Consider the following 13015-nt stretch of genomic DNA (forward strand, 5'->3'; position numbering starts at 1 on the left):
TCGACTGTCAGTGCGTTTCGGTGACTTTATTCAGGTGGCGCGGCGTGTCGGGATTGCGGCCGCGCGCGACGGCCAGATCCGCCGCCATCACGTAGAACGAAAGAATGGCGGCGATCGGGTCGAGCGCCGAATGGGCCGACTGCGCGAGCGGCAGCACGGTGCCCTTTGCGTCGGATGTGCCGGGCGTGCCGGCTGGCGCCGCGAGCAGCACGGCGGCGCCGCGTGCGCGCATGTCCGCGGCGAGCTGCAGCAGGCCGGCCTGCTCGGGCCCCGGCGGCGCGAACACGAGCAGCGGATAGTCGCGGTCGATCAGCTCCATCGGGCCGTGGCGGACTTCGGCGCTCGAGAATGCCTCGGCCTGGATGCCGGAGGTTTCCTTCAGCTTCAGCGCGGCTTCCTGCGCGATCGCGAGGCCGAGGCCGCGACCGATCACGATCATCCGCTCGCCCCCCGCGAGCGCGGCGACGGCCTGCGACCAGTCGAGCCGGCCGGCTTGCGCGAGCACGTCGGGCAGGCCGCGCAATGCGGTGATCAGCGCGGCGTCGCGCTGCCAGTACGCGACGATCTGCGCGGACAGCGACAGCATCGCGATATAGCTCTTCGTCGCGGCGACCGACAGTTCGGGGCCGGCCAACAGCGGCAGCTGGTGCTCGCACGCGTCGGCGAGCGGCGACGGCAGCACGTTGACGGCGGCGACGGTGCGCGCGCCGGCTTCGCGCAGCGCGGCCATCGTGTTGACGAGATCGGGGCTCTTGCCCGACTGCGAGAACGCGAGCGCGAACTGGTCCTGCACCTTCAGCGGCGCCTGCTGCAGCGTCGCGACCGACATCGGCAGCGACGCGACCGGCACGCCGAGGCGGCTCATCGTCAGGCTCGCGAAATAGCTGGCGGCGTGATCCGAGCTGCCGCGCGCGACCGTCAGCGCGACGGCCGGCGGGTGATCGAGCAATTGGCCGGCGAGCGCTTCGACGCGCGCGGTGTCGGCGAGTTGCGCGGCGACGACCTGGGCGGACTCGCGCGCTTCCTTAAGCATATTCGACAATCGATTCTCCTTCGACGTAGGTCGCGGTGAGGTTCAGGTCGCGATCGAACACCGCGAGGTCGGCCCATGCGCCGCGCTCGAGGCGGCCGCGATCGGCGATGCCGAGGTAGTCGGCCGCGTAGCGCGACATGCGGTTCGACACGTCGGCGATCGGCAGGCCGAGCGACACGAGGTTGCGCAGCGCCTGGTCCATCGTCAGCGTGCTGCCGGCGAGCGTGCCGTCGGCGAGCCGCACGCCGCCGAGGCACTTCGTCACGTGCTGGCTGCCGAGCCGGTATTCGCCGTCGGGCATGCCGGTCGCGGACGTGCTGTCGGTCACGACGTACAGGCGCGGGATCGCGCGCAGCGCCGCACGGATCGCACCGGGGTGGACGTGCAGCAGATCGGGGATGATTTCCGCGTACTCGGCGTGCGCGAGCGCCGCGCCGACGAGGCCCGGGTTGCGGTGATGCAGCGGCGACATCGCGTTGAACAGGTGCGTGAAACCGCACGCGCCGTGCTTGAGCGCGGCGACCGCGTCGTCGTAGGTCGCGAGCGAGTGGCCGAGCTGCACGCGTACGCCGCGCGCGGCCATCTCGCCGATGATCTCGATGTGGCCGGCGATTTCCGGCGCGAGCGTGACGACGCGGATCGGCGCGATCGACAGGTACTTCAGCACCTCGTCGAGCACGGCCGACACGGCCGCGTCCGGCTGCGCGCCGAGCTTGCCGGGGTTGATGTACGGGCCTTCGAGATGCACGCCGAGCACGCGCGCGCCGCCGGGCGTGCGGGTGCGGGCGACGATGCCGAGGTTCGCGACGACCTCCATCAGTTCGTCGCGCGGCGCGGTCATCGTCGTCGCGAGCAGGCTCGTCGTGCCGAATTGCGCGTGCGTGCGAGCGATCGTTTCGATCGCATCGCCGCCTTCCATCACGTCGGCGCCGCCGCCGCCATGCACGTGCAGGTCGATGAAGCCGGGCAGGATGTAAGGCGCGTCGTTCGTCGCGGGATCGACGGGCGTGCCGTCGAGCGTGGTGATGCGGCCGTTCTCGCTATCGAGCGAACCGAGAATCCAGCCGTCGGAGGTGAGGATGTTGCCAGTCAGCATGACGTTCTCTTGATGATCGGGTGACGCGGGCATCCGCGTCGTGATTGGCCAATCCGTTGCGATTCATTGCGCGCGATTGCGTTCCATCGCGATTGCGCGGAGGGTGCGAGGTGTGTGGGCAGTCTCGCGCGTCAGCGTTTCAGTTCGGCGACGAAGTCGTAGTAGTCGTCGCGGCAATACGTTTCGGTCACTTCGATCGCGCGCTGGTCGGCGCCGTAGCCGATCCGCGTGATCACCAGCAGCGCCGAGCCCGGCTTCACCGCCATCCATTTCGCGATCGCGTGCGTCGCGTTCGCGGCGCGAAAGTGCTGCAACGCGCGCACGACGGTCATGCCGCGCGCCTCGAGGTATTCGTACAGCGACGCGCCGAGCGCCTGCGGATCGGGCACCACCGCGGCCGGCAGCGTCGAATGCTCGACCGCCATCACGATGCCGTCCGCGCGGCGCAGCCGCTCCAGCCGCGCGACCGTCGCGCCGGGCGCGAGGCCGAGATGCGTGAGCTCGTCGCGGCTCGCGGTGCGCAGCGTGCGCGCCAGCCACACCGAATCGGGCACGAAGCCGCGCTGCTGCATCTTCGCGGTGAAGCCGACGAGACGCGACAGCGGATCGGCGACGCGCGGCGTGATGAAGCTGCCCGCGCCGCGCGCCCGCTTGATCAGGCCCTGCTCGACCAGCAGCGCGAGCGCACGTCGCGCGGTGATCCGCGACACGCCGACCGACACCGAGAGCAGCCGTTCCGACGGCAGCGCCTCGCCGGCCCGCCACGCGCCGGCGTGAATCGCGCTCGCCAGGTTGCGGGCGAGCTGCAGATAGAGCGGCGTGTCGTCGAGGGGATCGGGCGCCAGTTCGGACCAGCCGGTTTCCATGTGCCTCCGGGTGTCGGACGACGATCTCGGACCGTCGAAAGTGAACGCATTATATAACCACCATAATACCAGTCAACGAACTGGTATTAGCGCTGCGGAAATCGCCGAAAGCCTTGCGCGGCAAGCGTTTTAGTGCCAGCAAAGCCTTTGTTTACAACGCAGTGCGGCATAGGGATTTACCCGAAGTGGTATGCAAAGGGACGGTTCAGGCGCCCGGTTCGGCGGGATTTCGGGTGCGAATATGAGACCGGAATAGAACCAATTTGGCCAACTGGTATGCACCTGCCGAGCAGGCCGGCGCGATGCAGGCGTCAGTGGAATTCGCGGCTCGACGTGCGCAGGCCGCCGAGCAGCGGCGTCAGATCCTCGAAATGCTGCGCGACGAGGTGCCGCACGTCGCTGACGACCTGCCACACGCCGGACGCCGCGAGCAGCCGCGAATCGAGCGTTTCGCGACGCTGCCGCGCGAGCAGTTCGGGCCGGACGATCACGTTCACGCAACCCGTTTCGTCTTCGAGCGTCATGAACATCACGCCCTTCGCGGTGCCCGGCATCTGCCGCGCGATCACGAGCCCGCATGCGCGTGCGAGCCGGCCGTCGAGGCGATCGCGCAGCTCGGCCGCGGACGACAGCCGCTGCGCGCGCAGCGCCGGCCGCAGCAGCGCGACCGGGTGGCGATTCAGCGTGAGGCCGGTGGTGTGATAGTCGGCGAGGATGTCGTCGGCTTCCGACGGTGCGCCGAGCGCGGGCTGCTCCACCTCGTCGATCGGCGCGGCGGCGAGCAGGTCGCGCTCAGGCGCCGCGGCGACGGCCTGCCACAGCGCATCGCGGCGATGGCCGGCGAGCGTCGCGAGCGCGTTCGCGGCGGCGAGCGCTTCGAGATCGCGCCGTTCGAGCTGCGCGCGCCGGGCGAGGCTGTCGACGTTGTCGAACGGGCCGGCGGCGCGGGCGGCTTCGATGCGGCGCGCAGCGGCTTCGCCAAGACCGCGCACGAGCGACAGGCCGAGCCGCACGGCCGGCTGGCCGTGTGGCGGCGGCTGATCGGGCAGCGCTTCGAGCGCGGCCTCCCAGTTGCTTTGCGTGACGTCGATCGGCAGCACCTTCACGCGATGACGCTTCGCGTCCTGCACGAGCTGCGACGGCGGGTAGAAGCCCATCGGCTGGCTGTTCAGCAGCGCGGCGAGGAAGATCGCCGGTTCGTGGCACTTGAGCCAGCTGCTCGCGTACGCGAGTTTCGCGAAACTGGCCGCATGGCTTTCGGGAAAACCGTATTCGCCGAAGCCCTTGATCTGCTCGAAGATCTGCTCGGCGAATTCGCGCGTGTAGTTGCGTTCGAGCATCCCGCTGATGATCTTGTCCTGATATTTCTCGAGATTGCCCTTGCGCTTCCATGCGGCCATCGCGCGACGCAAGTCGTCCGCTTCGCCAGGCGTAAAACCTGCGGCGACGATCGCGATCTGCATCACCTGTTCCTGGAAGATCGGCACACCCAGCGTGCGAATGAGCACTTCCTTGAGCGCGTCGCTCGGATACGTGACCTCACCCTCCTCTTCGCCGGCCACGATCCTGCGCCGCTGCAAATACGGATGCACCGCGCCGCCCTGAATCGGGCCGGGCCGCACGATCGACACCTGGACCACGAGATCGTAATAGTGGCGCGGCCGCAGCCGCGGCAGCATCGACATCTGCGCACGCGATTCGATCTGGAACACACCGACGGTATCGGCGCGGCAGATCATGTCGTAGGTTGCTTTGTCATCCTGCGGAATGTGTTTCAGCGTAAACGGTTCGCCGTCCGGCTCCGGCGGCCCGCGCCACGCGGTGCGCAGGTCGAACGCGCGATGCAGCGCCGACAGCATGCCGAGCGCGAGCACGTCGACCTTCATCAGCCCGAGCGCCTCGAGATCGTCCTTGTCCCACTGGATCACGCGCCGCCCGTCCATCGCCGCGTTCTCGACCGGCACGAGCCGCGTGAGCTTGCCGCGGCTGATCACGAAGCCGCCCGAATGCTGCGACAGGTGACGCGGGAAGTTGAGCAAGCGCCCCGCCAGTTCGGCCCATGTGCGAATCAGCGGCGTTTCGGGATCGAGCCCGGTCGACGCGAATTGCTGCAGCAGATCGCGGCTGCCGTCGAACCAGCGATGCCCCTTCGCGACCCGATCGACCAGCATCGGGTCGACGCCGAGCGCCTTGCCGGTTTCGCGCAGCACGCCGCGCGGACGATACGTCGAAACGGCGGCCGCGAGCGCGGCGCGGTCGTGCCCGTATTTTTTGTAGATGTGCTGGATCACTTCTTCCCGGCGCTGATGCTCGAAATCGACGTCGATGTCGGGCGGCTCGCCGCGTTCCGCGCTGATGAAGCGCTCGAACAGCATCGTGCTTTGCTCGGGATTCACTTCGGTGATGCCGAGGCAATAGCAGACCACCGAATTCGCGGCTGAGCCGCGGCCCTGGCACAGGATGTTCTGGCTGCGCGCGTATTTTACGATGTCGTAGACGGTCAGGAAGAACGGCTCGTATTTCAGCCGGGCGATCAGATCGAGTTCGTACCGGATCTGCTGCTCTACTTTTTCCGGGATGCCGTTCGGATAACGCCCGGCCGCTCCCGCGAAGGTTTCCTGTTCCAGATAGCGCGTCGGCGTGAGCCCCTTCGGCACGATCTCGTCGGGATACTCGTAGCGCAGCTTGCCGAGATCGACGTCGCATGCATCGAGAATCGCGCACGTCTCCGCCATCTCGTTCGGCGAAAACAGTTCTGCGATTCGCTTCCGCCAACGCAGATGCTGCTCCGCATTCGGCGCGAGCGCATAGCCGCATTCAGAAACCGGCATCCCGACGCGAATCGCCGTCATCACGTCCTGCAGCGGTTTGCAGGAGCGTTTATGCATCGTCACGTCGCCAAGCGCGACGATGCGCACGCCGCGCCGTTTGCCGGCCTCGCGAATCTCGTCGCGCTGCGCACCATCCAGCGCACGCTGCAACTGCACGAGCCCGAGCCGCGCACGCTCGCCGAAGGTCGCGCGGAACCATGCGACCTGCGCATCGAGCACGGCCGCCCGCACCGGATACGTCGGCACGAGAATCGCGAAGCAGTCGGGCATGCCGCGCAGATGGGCGAATTTCTCAGGCGGCCTCGACAACATTCGCGACGTCAGCCGGTAAGTTCCCTTCGGCGACTCCATCCGCCGCCACGAAATCAACTCGGACAGGTTGCCGTACCCTTCGCGGTTCTGCGCGAGCAACACGAGCCCGAACGCACCGGGGCCCGGATCCTGGCCGGGCGCGACTTCATCCGGCGTGACGTCGAAATACGAACCGATGACAAGCGGCAGCCCTTTCGCCTTCGCGGCGACATGCATGCGCGGCGCGCCGGCGAGCGAGCATTCGTCGGTGATCGCGATCCCGCGATAGCCGAGTTCCGCCGCACGCTCGACCAGTTCGTCCGCATGCGACGCGCCATGCAGGAACGAAAAGTTCGAGCGGCAGAACAACTCCGCGTAATCGGGCAGCAAACTGAATTCCGCAGCCATCTCCGCTCACCCGAACAAACCGTGCAGGAACCAGCGCGGGGCAGCCTGACTGCTCGTCCGCTCCATGAATACCCAGTAGCACGCGCCCTCTTCGTCCTGCGCGACGTGGTAATCGCGTGCGATCAACTGTCCGTCGAACCACCCGGCCTCGATCCGCTCGGCCGACGACATCATCCGGAGTGGCGTATGAAATACCGGCCGCTCGCCGCGCATCAGAAGCGGCAGCGGTTCGGCGAGCAGCCACGCGGGACGCGGCGGCGCGGCGGGCGGACCGGCAACAGGCTTGCCCGCTTGCGCATCGAGCGGCAACCAGCGGTTCGCGACCTCGGGACGATGATCGGCGACAGGCGCCGCGCGCAATACGTTGTCCGTGCCGAGCCGCGCGACCAGCAGCTCGAGCAACCGCTCGCGGGTTTCCCGCGTACCGCCCGGCTCGGGAAAAAGATCGTCGGCCGGCGGCGCGACCGGTTCGACGCGCGTGGCCTTCAGCCGCACCGCGATCACCGCGGCCGGCAGCTCGACGCGCGCGAGCCGCTCGCCGAGCAGCCGCATGAAATGCGCTTCGTCGCGCACGGGCGCCGCGAACGCGAGTTCGAGCGGGGTCGGCGGCACGGCCTGGCGGCCGCGCTCGTGCTCGAGCTCGAACGTCATCGCGGCCAGCGACAGTTGCCGCGCGGCCAGCCAGCCGCACAGCTGCACGACGAGCCGCCGTGCGGCGAACAGCACGGCTTCCGCGTAGTCGACGCGCTCCGGCAATTCGAGCCGCACGTCGAACACGGGCGGCACCGCCATCCACGCGAGCGGCTCGACCGCTTCGCCGTACGCCCGATCGAGCGCGGCCAGCAGCGCGGGACCGCAACGCCGCTGCAGCCCCGCGCGCGGCAGGCGGCGCAGATCGGCAAGCGTGCGACAGCCGAGGCCGTCGAACCAGCCCGCATACGGACGCGCGTCGGGCAGCAGCACGCAGGGCAGCCGGTCGAGCGTGCGGACGAGCGACGCGTGACGCGCGACGCGGCGCCGCATGCGCGAGCGCGCCGACGTGCGCGCGAGCAGCCACGCGCCGCGCCCGGTCGGCGCGGCGGACAGGCGCGCCGCATAGCCGAGCGCCGCGAGCGTCGCGCGCACCTGGCGGCACAGCGACGGCAGCCCGCCGAACAGGCGCAGGCTCGGGCCGACGTCGACGATCAGCGTGGCTTCGTCGTCGAGCGCGACGCACGGCGAGAAGCGCAGCAGCGCGAGCGCGACCGCGCGCAGCGCATCGGCTTCGCGGGCGGGATCGCGTTCGACGAGCTGCGTCGCGGGCGCGAGCGTCAGCACGCCGCCGCGCTTCATGCCCGCGCGCACGCCCTGTCGGCGCGCGGCCGCATCGGCGATCAGCACGACACCCTGCTCGAGCACCGCGCAGCCTGCGTCGCCGGCCTCGCCGGCCGCTGCGTCAGACGGCGGCGGGGCGCACACGTCGAGCGGCAGGCGCGGCAGATGGATGCCGAGCAAGACGCGCATAGCGGCTCTCCACGATGGGCGACGGCAAATCGAGCACGAGCGGCTCGCTGCGCGCGGGCCCGCGACGCTTGACGATGTCGAGCGACACGCCGCCCGGCACCGGATGCAGCGCGACGCGCAGCACGGCCGGCGACGGCTGCCGCGCGGCCGACAGCGGGCGCAGCATCACGAACAGCGTGTCGCCGGTGCGCGCGGCCGCGAGATGCAGGCGCCGCAGCGCATCGGGCCGCGCGTCCTGCCAGAGCAGCAGCGCGCCGCAACAGCCGGTCTTGAGCGCCTGCTCGGCGGCCCACAGCGCATCGGTGCGGCTACCGGCGCGCAACCACAGCAGCGCGTCGGCCGGCACGCCGAGGCTGGCGAGCGCGGTGGCATGCGGCGACTGCGGCGGCGCGACGAGCGCGAGCGGCCGCCGCGCGCTGACGGCGCGGGCGAGCGCGGGTGCGAGCAGCCGCATCTCGCCGCAGCCCGGCTGCGCGGCCAGCAGTTCGACGAGGCCGCCGACCGGCCAGCCGCCGCCCGGCAGCTCGGCCGACAGCGGCGCGAAGCCGGTCTCGATCGTGCGCGGACCGCCGCGCGCGAGCTGCGAGCCGCGCCACAGCGACGGATGAAGGGACTCGGGAGAAATGGAGGATGCGAGCATGATGCCACCCACAACTGTATGGATATACAGTATATGGCAATGCGTCCGCGCCGCACAGCAGCGGTGTAAAACCGGTTTTCGTCGGAAGAAATCGGGGAGAAGCCGGCGCGCCCGTCATGCCACGGCGCGCCGGCCCGTCAGCCGTCGGTCAGCAGCCCGTCAGCCGAGCAGCAGCGCGTCGTCGTCGAGCTGCTCGTGCCGCACCTTCTCGAACATCTGCAGCAGGTCCGGCACGTCGAGCCCCTTGCGCGCGTCGCCCGACACGTCGAGCACGACCTGCCCCTGGTGCAGCATCACCGTGCGGTCGCCGTAGTCGAGCGCCTGCCGCATGCTGTGCGTGACCATCATCGTCGTCAGCTTGCTCTCGGCGACGATGCGCGCGGTCAGCTCCAGCACGAACGCGGCCGTCTTCGGGTCGAGCGCGGCCGTGTGCTCATCGAGCAGCAGGATCCGCGACGGCCGCAGCGACGCCATCAACAGGCTCACCGCCTGCCGCTGGCCGCCCGACAGCAGCCCGATCCGGTCGGTCAGCCGGTTCTCGAGGCCGAGGTTCAGCAGCCGCAGCTTGTCGCGGAACAGCTCGCGCGACGGCCGGTCGAGCGCGGCCCGGAAGCCGCGCCGCGCACCGCGCGCCATCGCGAGCGCCATGTTCTCCTCGATCGTCAGCGCCTCGCAGGTGCCGGCCATCGGATCCTGGAACACGCGCGCGACGAGGTGCGCGCGATCCCACGCGGCCTTGCGCGTCACATCGGTGCCGTCGATCGAGATGCGTCCCGCATCGACGGCCTGGTCGCCGCTGACCGCATTCAGGAAGGTCGACTTGCCGGCACCGTTCGAGCCGATCACCGCGACGAACTGGCCGTCGGGAATCTCGAGCGACAACCCGCGCAGCGCGCGCGTCTCGATCGGCGTGCCGGGATTGAACGTGAGTTTCAGGTCTTGTGCGGACAGCATGTCAGGCGCCTCCGTTCTTGCGCGCGAACAGCTTCTTGCGCGTCGCCGGCAGCACCAGCGCGATCGTGACGAGCGCCGCCGTCACGAGGTTCAGATCCTGCGCCTTCAGCCCGATGAATTCGCTGTTGAGCGCAAGCGCGATGAAGAAGCGATAGACGATCGCGCCGAGCACGACGGCGAGCGTCGTCAGCACGAGCCGGCGCGCCGGCAGCAGCGTCTCGCCGATGATCACGGCGGCCAGCCCGATCACGATCGTGCCGATCCCCATCGAGATGTCCGAGCCGCCCTGCGTCTGCGCGAACAAGGCGCCCGCGAGCGCGACGAGCGCGTTCGACAGCGCCATCCCGGCAAGCGTCGCCCGGCCGGTCGCGATGCCTTGCGCGCGCGCCATCCGCGGGTTCGCGCCGGTCGCGCGCATCGCGAGGCCGAGCTGCGACGAGAAGAACCAGTCGAGGCCGAGTTTCGCGATCACGACGACGATCGCGAGCAACGCCGGGCGCAGCACGTAATCGGGCATCCAGTCGGGCTGCAGCACGGTGAAGAGCGTCGGCTCGGTGATCAGCGGCACGTTCGGCCGGCCCATGATCCGCAGGTTCACCGAGTAGAGCGCGATCATCATCAGGATACTGGCGAGCAGCTCCATGATCTTCAGGCGCACGTTCAGCCAGCCGGTGACGAAGCCGGCCAGCGCGCCCGCGACGATCGCGAGCAGCGTCGCGGAAAACGGGTCATAGCCGGCCGAGATCAGCGTCGCGGCGACGGCGCCGCCGAGCGGAAAGCTGCCGTCGACGGTGAGGTCGGGAAAGTTGAGGATGCGAAACGAGATCAGCACCCCGAGGGCGACGAGGCTGAAGATCAGGCCGATCTCCAGCGCGCCCAGAAACGAGAACAGAGACATGATGGGGAAATCCTGTTGCTTCCCGGCCGGACGTGTACGGCCGGGTGAAGCGAACGGGCGGCCCCGGGTGGGAGCCGCCCGTCCGGCGGTGTCGTTCAGGCCCGGATCGGGCCTGCAAGCGCAGCGGTCGGGCCGCGGCTTACTTGATGACCGTCTTCGCGTCCTTGAGCAGATCCGGCGACAGCGTGACGCCCTGCTTCGCGGCCGCGCCCGTGTTCGCGAACAGTTCGAGGTTGCTGCTCGTCTCCGACGCGATCGCGCCCGGCTTCTCGCCCTTCAGGATACGCGCGACGACCTTGCCCGTCTGGCGGCCGAGGTCGCCGTAGTTGATGCCGAGCGCCGCGATGCCGCCGCGCTTCACGCTGTCGGTGTCGCCCGCGACGAGCGGGATCTTCGCTTCGTTCGCGACCTTCACGAGCGCTTCGTACGCGGACACGACGTTGTTGTCGGTGTTCGTGTAGATCACGTCGACCTTGCCGATCAGGCTCTTCGCGGCCGGGCCGATGTCGACGGTGCGCGGAGCGGCCGCTTCCTTCAGCGTCATGCCCTGCTTCGCGAGAAGCTCCTTGAGCGCCTTCACGACGACGACCGAGTTCGCCTCGCCCGGGTTGTAGACCATGCCGACCGTCTTCGCATTCGGCACGACGCGCTTGATCAGCGCGACCTGGCGGTCGAGCGGCAGCTTGTCGGACACGCCCGTCACGTTGGTGCCCGACGGGCCCCAGCCTTTCACGAGCTGCGCGGCGACCGGATCGGTGACGCCCGAATAGACGACCGGCACGCTCTTCGTCGCGGCGACGACCGACTGCGCGGCCGGCGTCGCGATCGCGACGATCACGTCGGGCTTGTCGCCGACGAACTTGCGCGCGATCTGCGCGGCCGTGCCCGTGTTGCCCTGCGCGCTCTGGTATTCCCACTTGAGCTTGTCGTCGCCGTAGCCTTCCGCCTTCAGTTCGGCGCGCACGCCGTCGCGGATCGCGTCGAGCGCCGGGTGATCGACGATCGACAGCACCTTGACGGTCTGTGCGTGCGCGGCACCTGCCAGCGCGAGTACGGCCACGCCGGCCGTGATCGAACGGATCGCGAAAGTCTTGAAACGCTTCATGAGTGTGTCTCCCCCGTATTGTGTCGGTTCTGGATGATGGATTCCCGCCGCCGTCGGGCGGGCGCCGCCATGCGTACGACGCGCTGGCGAACGGCCCGCGCACGCTCCGGGAAAGCGTGCAGCGGCGAACGCACGAGGATACCATTTCCGCAGACCACCGCCTGACGCCTCGCTTTCGCGCGACGCACCGGAAGCGGCCTCGGCTGCCCGGCGCCAGACGGTCGAAGCCGTGCTACTGGTAAGAAAACGTGATCGTGCCGAGTGCTTCCACGATGCCCGGCGTGATCTTCTCGGCCGTCTTGATATATCTCGCTTCGAACGGCACGGGGATCATCGTGTTGGCCGTGGTGGACCGTCCGACCAGCCACTGGTTCGTATTGCCCTTGGCCGACGAGTCGGGGCCAAAACGCAACGGCGTATCGGTACCTTTTTTCAGGATCTGAATCCCGATGCCCGCAGCCTTCGAACCACGGCCAAGGCTCAGTACGTCGCTGGTATTCGCGGGACTCGTCACGTCGCTCAGGGTCGCGTAAATGCTCAGGTTCGCGTCGCACCGCAGATCGAACGAGAATGGCGCCGACCGCGCCGGGGCGACATCGCCGACCGCTTTCAGGCTGCCTGAATACAGGCTGGGCAACTGCACCGTTCTGGATGTGCCGGACGTGATCTTGCACGTTCTTGCCGTTACGTTCATGCTCGCCGCGCTCAGCGCCGTCGAAGCCGTGCTGCTCGACACGAAATTCCCCTTGTACTTCACGCGGAAGTTGAAGAGCACCTGCCTTCTGGACGTATAGGAGCCCGTCGCGAGAGGCCCGGCAGCAACATATGTCACCCGTCCATTCAGTATGCTTTTATTTATTGGCGCGACCGGCACCGACGTATCGCCCGCGCCGATCGCAACCCATGCGACTGCCCCCGACGTGGACATCACCTCCAATGCATATCCCACGCCAGGTATTCCGGTTTCGAAGACGGCAGCGACCGCGCCGGTGCTCGTTTTGTATGTCATGTTGGGAATAGGCACCCCGGCCGGACTGATGACGAACTCGTCATACATGCATGTAGCACCAATATCTGCGACCTCTGCAACAGCCAAGGTTGCAGGCGTGGACGATGGAAACTGAATGCCGACACCCGTTCCGTCCTGCGTCACGCTGAGCGTAGCCGGGAGTGTGGGCGAAATGGTCGGATAACCCATACTCGGCTGACAACCGGCAACGGCATATCCGCACCAGAGCATCGGGCCCAGCATCAGAAGGCGCGCCAACCGCGTTACCGTTGCGACGTACCTCGACGATCGTCGCGAGACGCCGTCGGCGCCTGCATTTGTCCACTTCATATACGTTCCTGTCTGGTTTGGGCCGACTGCCGTCGCATCGACTTCCGACGA

General features: G+C 68.4%; 10 protein-coding genes. All 10 read right to left on the reverse strand.

Going from position 1 to position 13015, the window contains the following annotated elements; all coding sequences use genetic code 11:
- Nucleotides 1-7: 7 nt before the first annotated feature.
- The gene (locus HWX76_RS26425; RefSeq protein ID WP_176016589.1) at nt 8-1033 is read right to left on the reverse strand and encodes an SIS domain-containing protein; all 1026 of its coding nucleotides are present in this window, start codon (nt 1031-1033) and stop codon (nt 8-10) included.
- On the reverse strand, nt 1026-2129 hold the full coding sequence (gene nagA, locus HWX76_RS26430; RefSeq protein WP_050014925.1) for an N-acetylglucosamine-6-phosphate deacetylase: 1104 nt from the start codon (nt 2127-2129) through the stop codon (nt 1026-1028). The genes HWX76_RS26425 and nagA overlap by 8 nt, the downstream gene beginning before the upstream one ends.
- Before the next feature lie 131 nt (nt 2130-2260).
- A complete protein-coding gene (locus HWX76_RS26435) occupies nt 2261-2995 on the reverse strand; it encodes a GntR family transcriptional regulator (protein WP_050014833.1) in 735 nt (244 codons plus the stop codon).
- A gap of 311 nt (nt 2996-3306) precedes the next feature.
- Nucleotides 3307-6525 (reverse strand): error-prone DNA polymerase, encoded by a 3219-nt coding sequence (locus HWX76_RS26440; RefSeq protein ID WP_050014831.1) that lies wholly within the window; start codon nt 6523-6525, stop codon nt 3307-3309.
- A gap of 6 nt (nt 6526-6531) precedes the next feature.
- Nucleotides 6532-8028, reverse strand: a complete 1497-nt coding sequence (locus HWX76_RS26445) for a DNA polymerase Y family protein (RefSeq protein WP_050014829.1) — start codon at nt 8026-8028, stop codon at nt 6532-6534.
- Nucleotides 7961-8668: a translesion DNA synthesis-associated protein ImuA gene (gene imuA / locus HWX76_RS26450; RefSeq protein ID WP_050014827.1), complete on the reverse strand. Its 708-nt coding sequence runs from the start codon at nt 8666-8668 to the stop codon at nt 7961-7963. The genes HWX76_RS26445 and imuA overlap by 68 nt, the downstream gene beginning before the upstream one ends.
- 159 nt (nt 8669-8827) lie before the next feature.
- The gene (locus tag HWX76_RS26455; RefSeq protein ID WP_011353261.1) at nt 8828-9622 is read right to left on the reverse strand and encodes an ABC transporter ATP-binding protein; all 795 of its coding nucleotides are present in this window, start codon (nt 9620-9622) and stop codon (nt 8828-8830) included.
- Between the two features lies 1 nt (nt 9623).
- Nucleotides 9624-10520, reverse strand: coding sequence for an ABC transporter permease (locus tag HWX76_RS26460; protein WP_124630914.1), 897 nt, complete (start codon nt 10518-10520; stop codon nt 9624-9626).
- A 139-nt stretch (nt 10521-10659) separates the two neighbouring features.
- Nucleotides 10660-11625, reverse strand: coding sequence for an ABC transporter substrate-binding protein (locus HWX76_RS26465; RefSeq protein WP_124630915.1), 966 nt, complete (start codon nt 11623-11625; stop codon nt 10660-10662).
- Between the two features lie 232 nt (nt 11626-11857).
- A complete protein-coding gene (locus HWX76_RS26470) occupies nt 11858-12964 on the reverse strand; it encodes a fimbrial protein (RefSeq protein WP_124630916.1) in 1107 nt (368 codons plus the stop codon).
- Between the last annotated feature and the right edge of the window lie 51 nt (nt 12965-13015).

Source organism: Burkholderia sp. BCC0398 (genome assembly GCF_902833245.1).
Classification (GTDB): Bacteria; Pseudomonadota; Gammaproteobacteria; order Burkholderiales; family Burkholderiaceae; genus Burkholderia; species Burkholderia sola.